The sequence below is a fragment of the Guggenheimella bovis genome (assembly GCF_054492335.1).
The window spans coordinates 50,915-69,458 of the sequence record NZ_JBQWTF010000001.1; the positions used below are offsets into that span (position 1 = coordinate 50,915).

Genomic DNA, 18,544 nt, shown 5'->3' on the forward strand with positions numbered 1-18,544 from the left:
AAATTATGAGTAAAATGATTGGTATTGACTTAGGTACAACAAACTCTTGTGTCGCTGTCATGGAAGGCGGCGAAGTTAAGATTATTCCAAGCGTAGAAGGTAACCGTACGACCCCATCGATCGTCGCTTTCACGAAAAATGGTGAGCGTCTCGTCGGTGAAACAGCAAAAAGACAAGCGATTACAAACCCAGAACGTACGATTAGCTCCGTTAAGCGTGAGATGGGTACCGACTGGACCAAGACGATCGACGGAAAGCCTTATACACCACAAGAAATTTCTGCTCTCATCCTTCAAAAGATGAAGTCTGATGCAGAAAGCTACCTCGGTGAAAAGATTACAGAAGCTGTTATCACCGTTCCTGCCTACTTCACAGACGCTCAAAGACAAGCGACAAAAGATGCTGGTAAGATTGCTGGTCTCGACGTAAAACGTATCATCAACGAACCGACAGCAGCAGCGCTTGCATACGGTCTCGATAAGAGCGAAACGAACAAAAAGATCCTCGTCTTCGACTTAGGTGGTGGTACCTTTGACGTATCGATCCTTGAAATCGGTGACGGCGTATTCCAAGTTCTCGCTACAAACGGTAACAACCGCCTAGGTGGTGATGACTTCGACCAACGTATCGTCGACTGGCTCGTCGAAAGATTCCAAAACGAGCACCAAATTGACCTCAAGACTTACGGTAAAGAAGGCGAACGTCTCAGTGCAATGCAACGCATTAAAGAAGCTGCTGAGAAAGCAAAAAAAGAACTTTCTACCACTCAAACGACATCCATTAACCTACCCTTTATCACGATCGGACCAGAAGGCCCACTCCACATGGACATCGACCTCACACGTGCGAAGTTCGATCAATTGACAGAAGACCTCGTTAAAAAGACGGAAGGACCATCAAGAGCCGCTCTTAAGGACTCTGGACTCGAAGCAAGCGATATCGATGACGTCGTACTCGTCGGTGGATCAACTCGTATCCCAGCAGTTCAAGACATGGTTCGTAAGATTGTAAATAAAGAGCCTCATAAGGGCGTAAACCCAGACGAAGCTGTAGCAAGTGGTGCAGCCATTCAAGCAGGCGTTCTACAAGGTGATGTAAAAGAAGTTCTCCTTCTAGACGTCACACCACTATCCTTAGGTATTGAAACGATGGGTAACGTCTTTACACGACTCATCGAAAGAAATACAACCATTCCTACAAAGAAGAGTCAAACCTTCTCCACAGCAGCTGATAACCAACCGGCTGTAGACATTCACGTTCTTCAAGGTGAACGTCCAATGGCTAGCGATAACGTAACACTCGGTATGTTCCAACTCGACGGCATCGCTCCAGCACGCCGTGGTGTACCGAAGATCGAAGTTACCTTTGACATCGACGCAAACGGTATCGTTCACGTTTCTGCAAAAGACCTTGGAACAGGTAAGGAACAATCGATTAAGATCACAGCTTCTGCTAACCTAACAGAAGAAGAGATCAAGAAGAAAGTTCAAGAAGCTGAGATGTATGCAGAAGAAGACAAGCGTCGTCAAGAGCTTGCTGAACTCAAGAACAGAGGCGAAAGTCTAGCATACGAAGCAGAAAAGAACATCAATGAACTCGGTGACAAGGTTACTGAGGAAGAGAAGACTTCTGTTCAAGAAAAGATCGAAAAGACCAAAGAAGCTACTAAGGGCGAGGATGCAGAAGCCATTAAAGCTGCTATCGAAGAGCTTGAAAAGGCATTCTATCCGATCGCTGAAAAGATCTATAAAGAAGCTCCACAAGAGCAAACACAGCAAGGAACAGAATCAACAGAATACGAAACGGTCGATGAAGAATAGGCATTAGCCTATTCTTCATTGTGAGGTGACTATGTCGAATCGTGACTACTACGAGGTACTGGGTGTCGATAAAAAGGCGAGTGCCGAAGAGATTAAAAAGGCCTATAGAAAGCTAGCCATGCAGTACCATCCGGACAGAAATCCGGATAACAAAGAAGCAGAAGCTAAATTTAAAGAGATCAATGAAGCGTACGAGGTGCTTAGTAACGAAGAGAAGCGCTCTCGTTACGACCAATTTGGTCACGCTGGAGTCGATCCGAACCAGGCAGGCTTTGATGGCTTTGGTGGTTTTGGTGGCTTCCAGGGTGGCACTTTCGAAGGGTTTAGCGGTGGCTTTGATGACATCTTAAATTCATTTTTTGGAGGCGGAGGCTTTACACAACAGAGCCAAGGCCCTAGAAGAGGTAGCGACATCGAACTCGAGGTCGAGCTAAGCTTTGAAGAAGCCGCAAAGGGCGTTAAAAAGTCTGTAAGCTACTACCGCTTAGAGGAGTGTCCTACTTGCCATGGAACGGGTGCTAAGCCTGGAACCAAGGTCAATGACTGCGTCCGCTGCTCCGGTACAGGTAAAGTAAAGATCATGACTCGCTCTCTCTTTGGAGAGACCGTAAGTGTTCAGACGTGTCCTGAGTGTATGGGAACAGGAAAGAAACCTGAAGTCCAATGTGACACCTGTAAAGGAAAGGGCAAGGTTCGAAAGAAAAAGACCATTTCGATCGATGTTCCAGCAGGAGTCGATACAGGTAATGTCATGAACGTAAGAGGTGAGGGTGACGTCGGAGATACGGGAGCACCGAGAGGTGACGTACGCGTTCACTTTAGAGTAAAACCGTCCGATACCTTTAAAAGAAAGGGCACGAACCTCTACGCCAAAGCCCATATTACCTTCGCTCAAGCGACCCTTGGCGATGAGATTGAAATTCCTACGCTCGAAGGAAAAGAAAAGATCAAGGTTTCTGCCGGTACTCAAAGTGGCACAGTGAAGAGACTTTCCGGAAAAGGCGTCCCGAATGTGAACGGCTACGGTAAGGGCGACCTCTTTGTAGAACTCATCGTAGACATTCCTACAAAGCTTACAGAAGAACAGAAGAAAGCACTCCTAGCTTATGCTCAAACCATGGGCGAAGAGACACCGAAGAATCAAAAAAGCTTCTTTGAAAAAGTAAAGGATACATTCAGTTAAGCTCTGCAAAAAGCAGGGCTTTTTTTTGCTATAATAAAACTATGAAAAGATTAAAAATTTACTTACCCCATGAAGACGTAGAACACGTTGAAGAAAAAATACTCCTAGCAGCCATCAATGGCATGGAGATTATAGACAGTCTCTCTCCGCTCTATAAGGAGATGAACTGGTACGAAGATGAACGTTTTATTCCTGAGATCACTGAAGTTCAGGTGATCATCGTCTATGCAGAAGAGAAGGTCTTAGAAGCACTTCGTAAGCAGTACAAGAAGAAATATAAGGTTGAGATCGAAGAACTGGAAGAGCAAAACTGGAATAAGCTCTGGGAACAGAGCTTCCAAGGAACGCTCATTCACGATAAGGTCTTTGTAAGACCGCCTTGGATTGAACCCTTAGAAGATAAGATCGACATCTTAATAGACCCCGGTATGGCCTTTGGAACGGGAACACACGAAACGACGAAGGGCTGTATTACAGCACTCATAAAATATATGCGTCCTACCTACGATGTCTTAGATGTCGGTAGTGGCTCAGGCATTCTTTCGATCCTCGCTAAGAAGTTCGGTGCTTGTCACTTAGAAGCCGTTGAGATCGATAGCATGGCTGTAAAAAATGCTATGCTAAACCAAAGCTTAAATGGCATCCATTACATTCAGCATGAAGGCGATAAGACGTGTGAGGTAGAAGGCACCTTTGACCTCGTCCTTGCAAACATCCTTCCTGAAGTTCATAAGCACCTTTATAAAGACTTTTTACGTCTCGTAAAACCTGGTGGAATCATCATCCTCTCTGGTATTTTAGATAGCAGAGAAGAAGAAATGCTCGACTACTTTAAGGGCTTTGAACACGTTGAGACCTTCCCAGAAAACGACTGGGTCACAGTGGTTCTTAAGAGGACTTTATGATCCGTTTCTTCTTTGAACCACACTCAGACTTTGTGATGACCGATAAGGACGAACTAAACCACTTAAAAAACGTCCTTCGTGCCAAAGTCGGTGACGAATTTGAAGGCATAAGAGAAGGCGTTCTTTACTATGTGCGTCTTGAAGAGCTAGCTAAGAACGAAGCTCGCTTTTCACTCATAAAAGAACTCGGTTACGATGAGGAACGCTATGATTTTACCGTCATTCAAGGGCTTCCTAAAGGCGATAAGCTAAGTGAAGTCATAAACTTGTCGACTCAAGCAGGAGCCCATCACTTTATCTTTACCGAGCTCGATCGTTCGATTAAAAAGCACGCTGAAAAGTCCGAGCGCTATGAACGAATCGCTAAGAGTGCTGCCATGCAGTCGAAAGCAAACGCGATCCCTGATATAAAAATGTTACCTTTTGATTCTATCGACTGGGATTCCTTTGACGAAATTTACTTCTGTTACGAAGAGTCAAAGGAAACTTCCTTTGAACCGAAAGGAACGCACTTTGCTGTCGTCATCGGTCCAGAAGGCGGCTTTTCAGAAGAAGAAGTGGCATTTTTCCATGAACTTTCGCATGCCAAGGAAATTTCTTTAGGTAAACGAATCTTAAGGACAGAACTTGCAGCAACGGTCGCTCTTACGATCCTTCAAGACCGCTTAAGGAGGGCAGAATGAAAGTAAAAGTCGTGACGCTCGGCTGTAAGGTCAACACCTTCGAAAGCGAAGAGCTAAAAAGAGAACTTTCCGACTACGGCTATACGATAACAGAAGAAGAGAGCGATCTCGTCGTGATTAACGGCTGTTCCGTCACGCACGTAGCCGATACAAAAAGCGATAAAGAAGTACGAAGAGCTCTAAAGACAGGGGCTAAGGTCGTCCTCATGGGTTGCCATGAACCAAAAGGTGACCTCTTAAAAGACATCCTCTTTATTCCGAATGAAGAGAAGCACCGTGTCGTTCAGATGATTCTAGACACCTTTGGACGAGGAGAAAAGGTTTCTCCCTACGTCGACCAATATACGCGTAGCTTTGTCAAGGTGCAGGATGGCTGCAATAACTTCTGTAGCTACTGCATCATCCCATACATGCGTGGTAGAGAAGTTTCTTATCCTCTTGATTCGATCCTATCGGATGTCGCCTTACAGGTGGAACGGGGCCATAAGGAAATCATCCTTAGTGGCATTAACTTAAGTCACTACGGTAAAGACACGGGATCGTCTTTAATCGAACTTGCAGAAAAAGTCGATGGTGTTCCAGGTGTCATGAGACTTCGCTTTGGTTCCCTCGAACAGAGCATCGTAGACGATGACTTTTTAGCTCGTCTTAAAAAGCTCGAAAGCTTCTGTCCACAGTTTCACCTATCGCTCCAGTCGGGATCCGATACGGTGTTAAAGAGGATGAATCGCCACTATACGACAAAAGAATACCTCGATACCGTCGAGCGTATCCGATCCTATTTCCCAAAGGCTGCGATCACGACCGACATCATCGTAGGTTTTCCCGGTGAAACAGAGGAAGAATTTTTAGAGACCATGGACTTTGTCAAAGCCGTTCGCTTTTCTCGCGTTCACGTCTTTCCATATTCGAGGCGTGAAGGAACGAAAGCTGCTCTTCTTAAAGATCTACCGCGCGAGCTAAAAAGAGAGCGCCATGAAAGGCTTACAGCGATTACAGAGGCGCTTGAAGTCGAATACGCTTCGAGCTTTGTAGGAGAGATGGTCGAGGTCCTCTTCGAAGAAGAAGGTGGCTTTACACGCGAATACGTTCGCGTTCAAAGTGATAAAGAATACGGAATGAATGAGATTATAAGGGCGAAGGTGATTTCGCAGAAAGGAAACGTATGTTGGATCTAAACTGTATCTTTTGTAAAATTATCGAAGGAACGATTCCTTCCGAAAAGGTCTTTGAGAACGACGCGGTTCTTGCTATAAAAGACATCGAACCGACGGCTCCCATTCACTACCTTGTCATTCCTAAAACCCATGTGAGAAGAATGAGTGAAGCCGATCCCAAGACGATTCAAAGCCTCTTTGAAGCTGTGAAAGAGATTGCTAAAACCGAGGGTCTTGAAGAAAAAGGCTATCGCCTCGTCATCAATACGGGAGAAGAGGGCGGTCAAACCGTCGATCACCTTCACATCCACCTTATTGCAGGCCGTCCACTCACTTGGCCTGCAGGATAAAATTGTTTGCTTTTTTCATACGAATCCATTATAATAGTCTAGTGCTACCTGCATGTACTTTGTACAAATCCTGCTAAGAAAGGGGGGTAGAAAGATGACAACTATTCGAGTCAAGCAAAACGAATCTCTTGAGAGCGCACTCAAACGTTTTAAGCGTGAAACCTCCAAAGCAGGTTTAATGGCTGAAATTAAGAAGCGCAAGCACTACGAAAAGCCAAGTGTTATCAAGAAACGTAAGATCGATGCTGCTAAGAGAAAGCGTCGTAAGAACAGTCATACAATGTAGGTGTAACGTGTTAAAAGAACAGCTTTCAAATGACCTTAAGGTCGCCATGAAAGAAAAAAATATCGACAAAAAGAATACGATTACGCTACTTCGTGCTGCGATTAAGCAAGTCGAGGTCGATGAACGCAAGGATCTTTCCGACGAAGACATCCATCCGATTATTCAGAAGGAAATTCGTCTAAGAGAAAAGGCTCTCGTCGATTTCGAAAAAGCTCAAAGAACCGATCTCACGGAACAAGCAAAACGTGAAATCGAGATTCTTCGAGCCTATCTTCCCGCTCAGCTTTCTGAAGCTGAGATTATAACCATCGTTGAAGAGACGAGGAGGGAAGTTGGTAACGAAATGGGTCCACTTATGAAGGCTTTAAAAGCACGCCTCAATGGCCGTGCTGACATGGCTCTCGTAAATAAGATCGTACGTAACCATTCTAATTAACAATACCTTAAGAGGTATTGTTTTTTTATCCCCCTCTTTTATGCTAAACTAGTAATGAGGTGACACATGGAAAAAATCGTTGAATTGAACCCACACGTTAGTTTACAGGACTTGTTTGGTAAGTTTGATGAAAACATCATGATCATGCATGACTCACTCGACGTTGATATTTACAGTCGCTCCGATGGTATTGTCATACAAGGAGATCGCAGAAACGTAGAAGCTGCCGTATTCGTCTTTGATCGTCTTCAGCAGATGATCGCAAACGGCGAAATCGTAGACCTTCAAAAGCTTGAATATACGATTCTCATGGCGACAGAACCAGAACGAGGAAATGAGGACTTTGACCAAGAAGCGATCGTCAGTACCTTAAAAGGTAAGGTCATTAAGCCAAAGACCGTCAATCAAGCGAAATACGTTCAGGCGATTTCAGAAAACACCTTGACCTTTGGCACAGGACCTGCAGGAACGGGTAAGACTTTCCTCGCTGTTGCGATGGCTGCACGTTATTATAAGAAAAAAGAAATTAGTCGCATCATTATTACGCGTCCCGCTATTGAAGCTGGAGAGAAGTTGGGATTCCTTCCTGGAGATCTTCAGGAAAAGGTCGATCCCTATCTAAGACCCCTGTACGATGCCTTGACCGACATTTTCGGAACCGAGGGTCTTCAGAGGATGCGTGAGAAGGGTGTTATAGAGGTGGCACCGCTCGCCTACATGCGCGGTCGTACCTTAGATAATAGCTTTATCATTCTAGATGAAGCACAAAACACTACGAAGGATCAGATGAAGATGTTCCTCACTCGCTTTGGCTTTGATTCCAAGGTCATCGTAAATGGTGACATCACACAAGTGGACCTTCCGAGTGGTAAGATGAGTGGTTTAGAGCACGCTACGACCATCTTAAAGGATGTCGATGATATTTCAGTGATCGAGTTTACGACCGAAGACGTCGTTCGCCATTCGCTCGTAAAGAAAATTCTCGATCGCTACGAGAAAAAATGAAGATCGTTTGGAACATCAGTGCTCCTCTTACAGAGGAGGAGAATAACTACATAGAACGTGCGATTGAGAGTGTCTTAAAGATCGAGGATCTTTCGATGGAGGGGGAAGTATCCGTGAGTGTCTTTGATTCCGAAATGATTCGAAGCCTTAACCGAGACTACCGAGGAATCGATCGTACGACCGACGTCTTGAGTTTTCCTCAATACACGTCGTTAGAAGAAATTCGAACCGAACGATATCTCTTTTTAGGGGATATCGTATTAAATGTTGAAAAAATGAAGGAGCAAGCTTTAGAATATGGTCATTCTACCGAGCGTGAGATCGCATATCTTACGATTCATAGCATGTACCATCTTCTAGGGTTTGACCATGAAAATGAAAACGATAAACAGGCGATGCGTAAAAAAGAAGAAGAGGCGTATCGCCATTTGGAGGAGCAATGAAGCGAGCACTTTTTGTACTAATCCTTTGTGTCGTACTATTTGGCGTTTCCTGTAAGAAAGCGGAGGTCGCCCCAACGAGTGAACCGGTAAAAGTAGAAACGCATGAACCCGTCGTAGAGACCCAGGAACCTGAAACGACCGAGCCTGTTCTTTCGAGTCATCCGCTCTTTGAATCGAAGCGTCCCATCACTTTTATGGTGAATAATGCCAAAGAAGCGAGACCTCAGACGGGCTGGAAGCTTGCAAAGGTCATCTATGAAGCAAACATCGAAGCGAAACAGACGAGATATATGTTTGTTACAGAAGCTGACGAAGGCGTCATTGGACCGATTCGTTCGGCTAGACCTGCTTTCTTTTACCTTGCGAGCGGCTACCGTTCGATCTACGGTCACTGCGGTAACTACGCTTACGTAAAAAATAGCGGTGTCGAGCGCTTCATCACTGACTGGGATGAGTTCTATCATCCAGGTTATTACCGCTCTAAAGATCGCTATGCTCCACATAACCTCTATGCCATGGTCGATAAGGTCTATGAGGCTGTAAAAGAAAAGGGCATCGATACGGAGATTTCAGATAGTGCTAAGGAATCGTTTAAAGTGTATGACGCAGTGAAGGAATACACCGGAGGAGAGAAGGCGGAATCGATTCACTTTAGTTACGACGGAAAGAGTCAGATTGAATACCGCTATGATCCCGAAAAGAAAGTCTATGTGAAGTACATCGACGACATTCTACAAGTCGATAAAGAAACAGAAGAAGTCGTCGAGTTTTCGAACCTCTTCATCATCCCTCGCGTTCAAACCAAGATGCCCAACGGCATTCATGAAAAGATCCTCTACCAGGGTATTGACCAGCCTATGGACTACTACGTTCAAGGCCAGCGCTTTAAGGCAAGCTATGATAAGGTTACAGAAGATGCCCCCTTTCAGTTTAAACTCGATGGGGAAGAGCTCATATTAAATCCAGGGCTTACGATGATCAACATCGTTCCCGTAGAACTACCAATTGAGGTGAAATGAACGAAAAAGCATTTGAATTCGCAAAAAAAGTAAGACAAAAAGCCTATGTTCCCTATAGTGATTTTCACGTAGGCTGTGTGGTCGTCACAGAGAACGGTATGTACGAGGGCTGTAACATTGAAAATGCTTCTTATGGTGCGACCATCTGTGCCGAAAGATCGGCTTTAAGTCAAGCTTATAGTAAGGGCGACACAGAGATTAAAGAAGTCTATATCGTAGCCGATAACCCCTTTACAGCTCCTTGTGGCATCTGTCGTCAGGTGCTATTAGAACTTGCAAAAAAGGCTACGATCTACCTCTGTGATGAAAACGTATGTAAAGCGTATTCCATCGAAGACTTGCTTCCTCATTCCTTTTCGAAGGGAGACTTAGATGTTTAAATCGGGCTTTGTAGGAATCGTAGGGCGCGCAAACGTCGGTAAGAGCACCCTTTTAAACGCTCTATTAGGGCAGAAGATCTCGATCGTAAGTGATAAGCCACAGACGACGAGAAATCGCATTCAAGGCGTTTTAAATCGTCCTGATGGCCAGATCGTATTTGTCGATACACCAGGCATGCATAAGCCGAAAAATGAACTCGATAACTACATGAAGAGCGTTATAGAAGACACGCTTCAATCGATGGATCTCGTGATGATGTTAATCGATGCGAGCGCAGGCTTTGGACCAGGGGATCAGTTTATGCTAGGAGCTCTTCCCAAAGATGTTCCTGCGATTCTACTCCTTAATAAGATTGACCTCGTAAGTCAAGAAGAGGTTCAAAAACTTATCGATGAAGTGAAGGAACTTTATCCTTTTAAAGAAATCCTTGCCATTCAGGCGACGAGTCCAGAAACTTGTACGGGACTCATCGATCGCATGTTTTCCTACCTCGATGAAGGTCCGATGTACTATAGCGAACATCAGTGGACGAACCTCTCTGAGAGAATGCTCGTAAGTGAAGTTATTCGAGAAAAAGCACTTCTCTATCTCGATCAAGAGGTACCTCATGGGATCGCCGTCGTGATCGAAGAATTTACAGAAGGCGAGGGGCGAATCGACGTCATCGCTACCATCATCGTAGAACGCGAGTCGCATAAAGCCATCGTCATCGGTAAAGGCGCCAGAAAACTTAAGGGCATCGGAAAGGCCGCTCGCGTAGAACTTGAAGCGATGTTCGACTGTAAGGTTCGCTTAGATCTTTGGGTCAAGGTCAAGGAACGCTGGCGAGAGAGTGCCCATTACGTAGAAGATTACGGATATAAGAGATGATCATCGAGCTCGAAGGAATCGTTTTAAAGCGAGAAAAGATCTCTCCTTTAGATAGCTACCTGAAGATTTTCACCCGGGAAATGGGCTTAATCGACGTCTTTAGTAAAGGTGGCAATCACCCCAAGAGCGTCTTAAATAGGCTCACTCAACCCTTTGTCTATGGCCATTTTCAGCTGAATGGAAAAAATGAATTTTCCCTAAGCCAAGGGACGGTCACAGAAAGCTTTTATGCCTTACGTGAAAATCTCGATGCACTCTATAAGGTGTCGTTCTTTTCAAAGCTTCTCTTAGAAATCTTACCGCCTCGTGCGTCACAAAAGCGAATCTACGAAGCGCTTGTAAATAGTGTGTACGTCATGAATAAGTTTCCTTCCCTTTATCCCTCATGTAAGCTCTATCTCTATGGGGCAGTGCTCTACGATATGGGTATTTATCCACTAATAGAAGAGGGCGGAAGGTACTTGACGATCGAAGAGGGAACGATCTCTACAGAAGGTGAGATTGAACTCTCAGAAGAAGCTCTAAAGATTTTAAAGGAACTAAAGGGTTCTTCTTTTAAGACCTTCGTCAACACTCGCTTTGAAGAAGCTCCTTTCAATGAACTCACTGACACCTTATCGAATTATCTAAGCTATCACTTAGACATTCCTATTGATTCGATTCCAGAAGAATAACAGGAGGAAACATGGCTGAATTAAATGAACTTATGAATAGTGGTACCTTTGAAGACCTTACGAGTACACTGATCGAGTACTTCGAAAAGGGCTTAGCGACAGAGATCGTCTGCTACAAAGACGAAGCAGAACTCTTTCGTATTCCTGCTGTAGCACTCGTAGGCGTCGTCGTTCCTTTCCTAAGAAAGGCTTCCTTTTGGAGTATCGTAGGCCTTTTAGCGACAGGACACACGCTTGCCATCTACAACAAGCAAGGAAGAATTTTTTACTTAAATACGGAACGTATCTTAGATGAACTCATGCATATCAAAGAAGATTTAATGAATCCAATGGAGGCTTAACAATGAACGTAAGTATGGAGACTATCGTAGCGCTAGCAAAGAACCGTGGCTTTGTCTTTCCCGGATCAGAAATTTATGGTGGCTTATCAAACACTTGGGACTACGGTCCTTTAGGTGTCGAATTTATCGGAAATATTAAGAGAGCCTGGTGGGTCTACTACATCCAGTCTCATCCGAGAAATGTCGGCATTGATGCTGCTATTCTCATGAACACAGACGTTTGGAAAGCAAGTGGTCACGTCGGTGGTTTCTCCGATCCACTCATTGACTGTAAGGAATGTAAGAGCCGTTTTAGAGCCGATAAGCTCATTGAAGAGTATTTTGTTACAAACGACATCCACGAGAACATCAATGGACTGAATTCAGAGGCTCTTGAAAAAGTCATCGAAGAAAAGAACATTCCCTGTCCATCTTGTGGAAAACACAATTATACAAATATCCGTCAGTTCAACCTGATGTTTAAAACCTTCCAAGGCGTCACCGAAGAAAGTGCTACGACCATCTACCTTCGCCCTGAAACGGCACAAGGAATCTTTGTCGACTTTAAGAGCGTTCAGAGAGCATCTCGTATGCAAGTTCCTTTTGGTATTGGTCAAATTGGTAAGAGTTTTAGAAATGAGATTACCCCTGGTAACTTCATCTTTAGAACGCGTGAATTTGAACAGATGGAGCTTGAATTCTTCTGTAAGCCGGGAACTGAACTCGAATGGTACGACTACTGGAAGAAATTTACCATGGACTTCTTACTCCGCTTTGGCGTAAAAGAAGAGAACTTAAGAGTGCGTGAGCACGATCCAGAAGAACTCAGCCACTATTCGAATGCTACAAGTGATATCGAATACTTGTTCCCCTTCGGTTGGGGAGAACTCTGGGGTATTGCATCACGCACAGACTTTGACCTCACACGTCACCAAGAAGCATCGACAAAGGATATGAGTTACTTAGACCCGATTACAAACGAGAAGTACATTCCTTATGTCATTGAACCATCGGTAAGCCCAAATAGACTATTCCTTACGATTCTCTTAGATGCTTACGATGAAGAAGAACTTCAAGACGGAACGACCCGAACCGTTCTTCGTTTCCATCCGATGCTCGCTCCCGTTAAGATCGGCTTGACGCCACTTAATAAAAAGCTCAACGAAAAGGCAGAAGAGATCTATAGCGTTTTAAGTAAGTACTTCACCGTAGAATTTGACGATCGCGGATCGATCGGAAAGCGCTACCGTCGCTTCGATGAAATTGGAACACCGTACTGCGTAACAGTTGACTTCGATAGCCTTGAAGATGGAAAAGTTACCGTTCGTGACCGTGACACGATGGAACAAGAGCGTGTAGATATCAAGGATCTTCTCGCTTACTTCCAAAAGAAATTTGTCTATGAATAAAATAATTGCCGTAAGCGATTCCATTGGAGAGACGGCTCGCGCCGTCCTCCAAGCGGGTCTTGCTCAATTTGACGGTACCTCAGTCGTTCTTGAAGTCGTACCTTTTATCGATACGAAAAAAAAGCTTCAGGAACTTTTTTTAAGATTAGAGCCAGGTGATTTCGTCTGCTATACACTCGTGGATCCTGCCCTTCAAAAGGAGATCCAAACGTTTACGAAAGAACGTGGGATCTTTAGTGTGAATCTTCTTCAGGATGTCATCGATGGCATAAGTCATGTCTCAGGGCTCGAGCCCCTACGTAGACCGGGAAGACAAAATGCCACCAATGAAGCCTACTTTAAGCGCATTGAAGCGATGGAATTTGCCGTAAAGTACGATGACGGAAAGACGCTTCATAACATCGATACGGCAGACATCATTCTACTCGGCATCAGTCGAACGAGTAAGACACCACTTAGTATGTATCTTGCAACCCTCGGTTATAAGGTTGCAAATATTCCGATCCTTCCTGAAGTTACCGTCCCAGAGGTGCTCTTTTCCATCAATAAAAGTAAGCTCTTTGGACTTACCAATGATGCAAAGACGCTCGTTTCCATTCGTCAAGAACGAATGAAGGCCTTTGGCTTTGGAGAAGGAAGCCTCTATGCAAAAGTCGAGCACATTGAAAAGGAACTGGCTTTTTCGAATGAGCTCTTTGAACGACTTCAGATTCCCGTCATTAACGTGAACTTTAAAAGCATCGAGGAGGTCGCATCGAGTATCCTTCGCATTGTAAAGGAGAGACCATGATATTTGATCGAGTGCAGGCTGAGGCCTTTGAAAAACAACACCTCAGCGAATGGGCGACAAAGTCAGCCGATTCGAAAGGTCGCATTTATCCAGGTGAGATTCCAGACGATTTTCGCACCTGTTTTCAGCGCGACCGTGATCGCATCATCCATTCGAAAGCCTTTCGTCGTTTAAAGCATAAGACACAAGTCTTCCTATCACCAGAAGGCGATCACTACCGCACCCGTTTAACACATACCATTGAGGTTTCTCAGATTGCACGAAGTATGGCACGAGCTCTCCGATTAAATGAAGATCTCACAGAAGCCATCGCGCTTGCTCACGACCTCGGCCATACGCCCTTTGGTCACTGCGGAGAAAAAGCACTGAATGACATTCATCCCGGTGGTTTCGATCATGCGAAGCAGTCGATTCGCGTCGTCGAATTCTTAGAACGACGTCCGAAAAAAGAATTACGAGGCTTGAATCTTTCGATCGAAGTACTAGATGGAATTAGAAATCACGGCGGAAAGAACGTCGCCAGTACGCCTGAAGGTCAACTCATTAAATACGCCGACCGCATCGCTTATGTTAACCACGACACCGATGATGCCATTCGAGCAGGGATCCTAAAAGAAGATGTATTTCGTCATCTCGATTTTTTAGGAACGACGAGCTCACAGCGCATCTCAACCTTTATAAACGACCTCATCACGACGAGCGACAAGCTCGGAGAGATTACACTCAGTAAAGAAAAGGGAGAAGCACTCGATTCTATGCGTCATTTTCTCTTTTCAAACCTCTACTTTAATCCGAAAGCTAAGAGCGAAGAAGCGAAAGCAGAAGAGCTACTCAAGAGACTCTACCTCTATTTCCTCGATCATCCCAAAGAGATGGGAAAGGACTTTTACGAAGATTACCTCTTAGAGGGAAACGTTGCTGTAAAAGACTTTGTCTCAGGAATGACAGATCGGTACGCAATTCAAGTCTTTCGTGAACTCTTCGTTCCGGAGACCTGGTCATGGCACTAAAATACGTCGATGACATTGGACGCATCGTCAATGAACAAGTGAATATCGTCGATGTCGTTTCGGAGCACGTCAGTTTAAAGAAGGCTGGAAGAAACTACAAAGGACTCTGTCCTTTCCATTCAGAGAAGACGCCTTCCTTTGTCGTAGATCCCGAAAGACAGTACTTTAAGTGCTTTGGTTGCGGTGCAGGAGGAAATGCACTGCAGTTTTTCATGCAGATGGAACACCTCGACTTTCTTCCAGCACTCGAGCTTTTCTGTGAGAGAAATCATATCGACTTAGAGCCCTACCGAACGAATACCGACACGGAACGCGTTCCTACGAAGCCTTTTTATGAACTCAATAAGAAAGCAGCTCTTTACTATCTCCATGAACTTCAAACGAATAAGGAAGCGAAAGAGTATCTAAAAAAGCGCGGTATCTCTGATGAGACGGCCAAAGCCTTTGGACTAGGCGTTGCGCCAGACGAATGGGATGCACTCTTTAAAGCCTTAAAGCCAGGGCAGCAACTCATCGAACCCTCAGGACTCTTTAGTAAAACCAAGCATGGAAACACCATCGATCGCTTTCGTAACCGCTTGATGTTTCCCATCATAAACCTTCAAAGAAAGGTCATAGGCTTCGGTGCAAGAAGTATGGATGGGAGCGAACCGAAGTATCTAAATAGTCCCGATACGGTTCTCTTTAATAAAAGTTTTCACGTCTTCGGATTAAATCTCGCTAAAAACCACCTGGAAAAGCCAGAGCTACTTCTCGTCGAAGGATACATGGATGTCATCGGGCTTTACGATAAAGGGATAAAAAATGCCGTAGCGAGTTTAGGAACAGCCTTTACGAAAGAGCAGGCGAAGCTACTTTCTCGTTATGCGAAGGAACTCATCGTGCTTTTCGATGGCGATGATGCAGGAAAGAAGGCTACGAGAAGGGCTGTAGAAATTCTAAAAGAGACCGATTTAAAGACCTATATCGTCACCCTTCCTGAGAGGAAGGATCCCGATGAATACGTCCTTGCTTACGGTAAAGATGCCTTTTTATCCTACTTAGAAAAGAATAAAAAGGACATCTATAGTTATCTACTCGATGAAGCGAGAGAGAAGTATGACATCTCTCAGATTTCCGGTAAGACTGAGTTTTTAAAAGAATCTTTAAAGATTCTTTCTGACATCAAAGAACAGTCAGTAAAAGAAATCTATCTTCAGACCATTGCTACAGAACTCAATACGTCTTTAAATAGCTTAAAGCAAGACCTCGCCTTTGAACCGAAGAAAGAGATCAAGGAAACCGTTCGTCGAACGAAGGTTGAAGAACGCTTTTTAAAGGTATTATTAGAGCATCCAGAAATCGCTAAGGAGGTCATGAATCACGGTCTCTTTGGACTCTTTAAAGAAAATGAAAAGAAATTAATCTGTTTGATTGTTGAGAAAAACGGATATAATAGAGAGTCAGTACTAGATCATTTCGAGATTGCAGAAATAGAAGAATGGGAGCAGCTCTTAAAAGCCAAGCCAAATGAGACCGACGTAGAAAATTGGACGAGTCTCTTTAAAAGCTATGCGCTAGAGCTCATCGATAAAAAGATCGAAGCAATTAGAAAAAGCGACCTCGAACGACAGATGATTCTACAAGCGGTAGAAAAACTCATGGATCTCAGAATGAAGCTCAGTCATTAAAGGAGAAAGAATGAACGAAAATGTATATACCTTACTAGAGAAAAAAGGGTTAAAGGAAGGCAAGCTCTCCTACGACGACATTACGGGTGCGCTCGATGCTGAAGATCTTTCAAAGGATGAGGAGCTTTTAATTATTGAAAGACTATCGAATGCAGGAATTCTCATTGAAGAGGACGCAGATGGCGAAGAGCTTTTAGACGAAAAGGACTTTGAAGATGTCGACGAAGATAAACTCGAAGATGAGGAAGAGGTCGATGTCGATTTAAGTGCAGACTTTTCAAAAGTTGCTAAAGGCATTAGCTTAGACGATCCTGTTCGCATGTACTTAAAGGAAATTGGTCGTGTACCGCTCTTAAGTGCCGAAGAAGAGATCGAGCTCGCTCAGCGTATGGAAGCAGGCGATGAAGATGCCAAGCAAAAGCTCTGTGAAGCAAACCTAAGACTCGTTGTAAGTATTGCGAAGCGCTACGTCGGAAGAGGCATGCTCTTTTTAGACCTCATTCAAGAGGGAAACTTAGGTCTTATGAAGGCCGTAGAAAAGTTCGACTACAGAAAGGGCTTTAAGTTTTCAACGTATGCCACCTGGTGGATTCGTCAAGCGATTACTCGTTCCATCGCAGACCAAGCTCGTACCATTCGTATCCCCGTACACATGGTCGAGACGATTAATAAACTCATGCGCGTATCGAGACAGCTCCTTCAGGACTTAGGTCGTGAACCATCGCCTGAAGAGATTGCAAAAGAGATGGGCATTACAGAAGATAAGGTTCGTGAGATCATGAAGATCTCTCAGGAACCCGTTTCCCTTGAGACACCGATCGGTGAAGAAGAAGATAGCCACTTAGGAGACTTTATTCCAGACCTCGAAGCACAAGCACCAGCAGATGCTGCCGCTTTTTCCATGCTTAAAGAGGTTCTTATGGAGGTTCTAGACGGTCTCACTCCGAGAGAACAAAAGGTTCTAAAGCTTCGCTTTGGCTTAGAGGACGGAAGGGCGAGAACGCTCGAAGAGGTTGGTAAGAAGTTTGATGTTACGAGAGAGCGCATTCGTCAAATTGAAGCGAAGGCTCTACGTAAGCTCAAGCATCCAACGCGTTCGAGAAAGCTCTCCGACTATCTCGATTAATGGATCGTATGGAAGCCATCGTACAGCTCGTTCCTACAGGACTTGCTGTCGTAGATATTGGTGCAGACCACTGTAAGGTCTCAAACCTCTTAGCAGAGCGTGGGGAAGTCGTCTATGCCACAGAAGCTTCAGAGGGTCCCTTAAAGCAAGCAGAAGCGTTTAAGGATGATCGAGTCATTCTTTCCCTTCACGACGGTTTAAAGGGCTTTCATGAGCCTGTAGATGCAGCCATCATCGCTGGTATGGGCGGTGAACTCATAAAGAAAATTCTCTCTGAAAGCTTTGAAGCATTTCAAAAGCTAAAGGCCATCGTCTTACAGCCCATGCAGCACACAGAAGTTTTAAGAGAGTACCTTTTAGAGAACAACTTTCGAATCCTTAAAGAACAGATCGTCTTTGAAAACGAGAAGTTCTTTCAGATCTTTCTCGTAGAACCAGGACGAGAGGAACCCTACGATATTCGCTTTTTTAAGACTTCTTCAGAAAGTCCAGAGATTCTTCAGGCGTTTTATAAAAGAGAAATCGATAGATATGAGATGATCTATAAAAAGTCAAAGGATGAATCTATCATAGATCGCTTAGAGGAGCTAAAAAAACGTCTTTGACGTGGGATGGATTCTCTAGTATAATTGGACTCACCGAACTGAGTAATCGCGTGAATTTTCATGAGGAAAGTCCGAGCTCCCTAGAGCAAGGTGCTGGGTAACACCCAGTCGAGGCGACTCGAAGGAAAGTGCAACAGAAAGAAACCGCCTGTAAAGGTAAGGATGGAAAGGCGAGGTAAGAGCTCACCAGATGGCTGGCGACAGTTCATCTCTGTAAACCCCACCTGGAGCAAGACCAAAATAAGGGCATCTATGAACGGCTCGTTCGCCCGTGGTAGGTCGCAAGAGGGCTATGGCAACATAGCTCCTGAGATAGATGATTACAAAAACAGAACTCGGCTTATAGGTTCGGTCAAACAATGAAGAAAGACAGCTTAGCTGTCTTTTTTTGTTTCCGCTTTG

Annotated in this window: 21 protein-coding genes and 1 other RNA gene; all 22 read left to right on the forward strand. The window is 44.5% G+C overall.

Going from position 1 to position 18,544, the window contains the following annotated elements:
• Window positions 1-5: 5 nt before the first annotated feature.
• Complete coding sequence (dnaK, locus tag ACUB3H_RS00310) at window positions 6-1,820, forward strand: molecular chaperone DnaK (RefSeq protein ID WP_459128648.1); 1,815 nt, start codon at window positions 6-8, stop codon at window positions 1,818-1,820.
• A 31-nt stretch (window positions 1,821-1,851) separates the two neighbouring features.
• Entirely contained in the window at window positions 1,852-3,003 is a 1,152-nt protein-coding gene (gene dnaJ, locus ACUB3H_RS00315) for a molecular chaperone DnaJ (RefSeq protein WP_459128649.1), read from the forward strand.
• 41 nt (window positions 3,004-3,044) lie between these two features.
• Complete coding sequence (gene prmA / locus ACUB3H_RS00320) at window positions 3,045-3,908, forward strand: 50S ribosomal protein L11 methyltransferase (RefSeq protein WP_459128650.1); 864 nt, start codon at window positions 3,045-3,047, stop codon at window positions 3,906-3,908.
• Window positions 3,905-4,591: an RsmE family RNA methyltransferase gene (locus ACUB3H_RS00325; RefSeq protein WP_459128651.1), complete on the forward strand. Its 687-nt coding sequence runs from the start codon at window positions 3,905-3,907 to the stop codon at window positions 4,589-4,591. Before prmA ends, ACUB3H_RS00325 begins: the two co-directional genes overlap by 4 nt.
• On the forward strand, window positions 4,588-5,769 hold the full coding sequence (gene mtaB / locus ACUB3H_RS00330; protein WP_459128652.1) for a tRNA (N(6)-L-threonylcarbamoyladenosine(37)-C(2))-methylthiotransferase MtaB: 1,182 nt from the start codon (window positions 4,588-4,590) through the stop codon (window positions 5,767-5,769). Before ACUB3H_RS00325 ends, mtaB begins: the two co-directional genes overlap by 4 nt.
• Window positions 5,757-6,098, forward strand: coding sequence for a histidine triad nucleotide-binding protein (locus ACUB3H_RS00335; RefSeq protein ID WP_459128653.1), 342 nt, complete (start codon window positions 5,757-5,759; stop codon window positions 6,096-6,098). The genes mtaB and ACUB3H_RS00335 overlap by 13 nt, the downstream gene beginning before the upstream one ends.
• A 94-nt stretch (window positions 6,099-6,192) precedes the next feature.
• Window positions 6,193-6,384 (forward strand): 30S ribosomal protein S21, encoded by a 192-nt coding sequence (gene rpsU / locus ACUB3H_RS00340; protein WP_459128654.1) that lies wholly within the window; start codon window positions 6,193-6,195, stop codon window positions 6,382-6,384.
• A complete protein-coding gene (locus tag ACUB3H_RS00345) occupies window positions 6,341-6,820 on the forward strand; it encodes a GatB/YqeY domain-containing protein (protein WP_459128655.1) in 480 nt (159 codons plus the stop codon). Before rpsU ends, ACUB3H_RS00345 begins: the two co-directional genes overlap by 44 nt.
• Window positions 6,821-6,886: 66 nt before the next feature.
• Window positions 6,887-7,825, forward strand: a complete 939-nt coding sequence (locus ACUB3H_RS00350) for a PhoH family protein (RefSeq protein ID WP_459128656.1) — start codon at window positions 6,887-6,889, stop codon at window positions 7,823-7,825.
• The gene (gene ybeY, locus ACUB3H_RS00355) at window positions 7,822-8,268 is read left to right on the forward strand and encodes an rRNA maturation RNase YbeY (RefSeq protein WP_459128657.1); all 447 of its coding nucleotides are present in this window, start codon (window positions 7,822-7,824) and stop codon (window positions 8,266-8,268) included. The genes ACUB3H_RS00350 and ybeY overlap by 4 nt, the downstream gene beginning before the upstream one ends.
• Window positions 8,265-9,287, forward strand: coding sequence for a DUF3048 domain-containing protein (locus tag ACUB3H_RS00360; RefSeq protein ID WP_459128658.1), 1,023 nt, complete (start codon window positions 8,265-8,267; stop codon window positions 9,285-9,287). The genes ybeY and ACUB3H_RS00360 overlap by 4 nt, the downstream gene beginning before the upstream one ends.
• Window positions 9,284-9,667 carry a cytidine deaminase gene (gene cdd, locus ACUB3H_RS00365; protein WP_459128659.1) on the forward strand — a complete coding sequence of 128 codons (384 nt, stop codon included), beginning with the start codon at window positions 9,284-9,286 and terminating at the stop codon, window positions 9,665-9,667. The genes ACUB3H_RS00360 and cdd overlap by 4 nt, the downstream gene beginning before the upstream one ends.
• On the forward strand, window positions 9,660-10,538 hold the full coding sequence (gene era / locus ACUB3H_RS00370; protein ID WP_459128660.1) for a GTPase Era: 879 nt from the start codon (window positions 9,660-9,662) through the stop codon (window positions 10,536-10,538). The genes cdd and era overlap by 8 nt, the downstream gene beginning before the upstream one ends.
• Complete coding sequence (gene recO / locus ACUB3H_RS00375) at window positions 10,535-11,212, forward strand: DNA repair protein RecO (protein ID WP_459128661.1); 678 nt, start codon at window positions 10,535-10,537, stop codon at window positions 11,210-11,212. Before era ends, recO begins: the two co-directional genes overlap by 4 nt.
• Before the next feature lie 11 nt (window positions 11,213-11,223).
• Entirely contained in the window at window positions 11,224-11,553 is a 330-nt protein-coding gene (locus ACUB3H_RS00380; protein ID WP_459128662.1) for a hypothetical protein, read from the forward strand.
• Window positions 11,554-11,555: 2 nt separating this feature from the next.
• Complete coding sequence (locus tag ACUB3H_RS00385) at window positions 11,556-12,941, forward strand: glycine--tRNA ligase (protein ID WP_459128663.1); 1,386 nt, start codon at window positions 11,556-11,558, stop codon at window positions 12,939-12,941.
• The gene (locus ACUB3H_RS00390; protein ID WP_459128664.1) at window positions 12,934-13,731 is read left to right on the forward strand and encodes a pyruvate, water dikinase regulatory protein; all 798 of its coding nucleotides are present in this window, start codon (window positions 12,934-12,936) and stop codon (window positions 13,729-13,731) included. The genes ACUB3H_RS00385 and ACUB3H_RS00390 overlap by 8 nt, the downstream gene beginning before the upstream one ends.
• The gene (locus ACUB3H_RS00395) at window positions 13,728-14,741 is read left to right on the forward strand and encodes a deoxyguanosinetriphosphate triphosphohydrolase (protein WP_459128665.1); all 1,014 of its coding nucleotides are present in this window, start codon (window positions 13,728-13,730) and stop codon (window positions 14,739-14,741) included. The genes ACUB3H_RS00390 and ACUB3H_RS00395 overlap by 4 nt, the downstream gene beginning before the upstream one ends.
• Window positions 14,732-16,411 carry a DNA primase gene (gene dnaG / locus ACUB3H_RS00400; RefSeq protein ID WP_459128666.1) on the forward strand — a complete coding sequence of 560 codons (1,680 nt, stop codon included), beginning with the start codon at window positions 14,732-14,734 and terminating at the stop codon, window positions 16,409-16,411. The genes ACUB3H_RS00395 and dnaG overlap by 10 nt, the downstream gene beginning before the upstream one ends.
• Window positions 16,412-16,421: 10 nt before the next feature.
• The gene (gene rpoD, locus ACUB3H_RS00405) at window positions 16,422-17,537 is read left to right on the forward strand and encodes an RNA polymerase sigma factor RpoD (protein ID WP_459128667.1); all 1,116 of its coding nucleotides are present in this window, start codon (window positions 16,422-16,424) and stop codon (window positions 17,535-17,537) included.
• An 8-nt stretch (window positions 17,538-17,545) separates the two neighbouring features.
• Window positions 17,546-18,142 carry a tRNA (adenine(22)-N(1))-methyltransferase gene (locus ACUB3H_RS00410; protein WP_459128668.1) on the forward strand — a complete coding sequence of 199 codons (597 nt, stop codon included), beginning with the start codon at window positions 17,546-17,548 and terminating at the stop codon, window positions 18,140-18,142.
• A 30-nt stretch (window positions 18,143-18,172) separates the two neighbouring features.
• Window positions 18,173-18,501: RNase P RNA component class A (gene rnpB, locus ACUB3H_RS00415), an RNA gene on the forward strand.
• Window positions 18,502-18,544 lie beyond the last annotated feature (43 nt).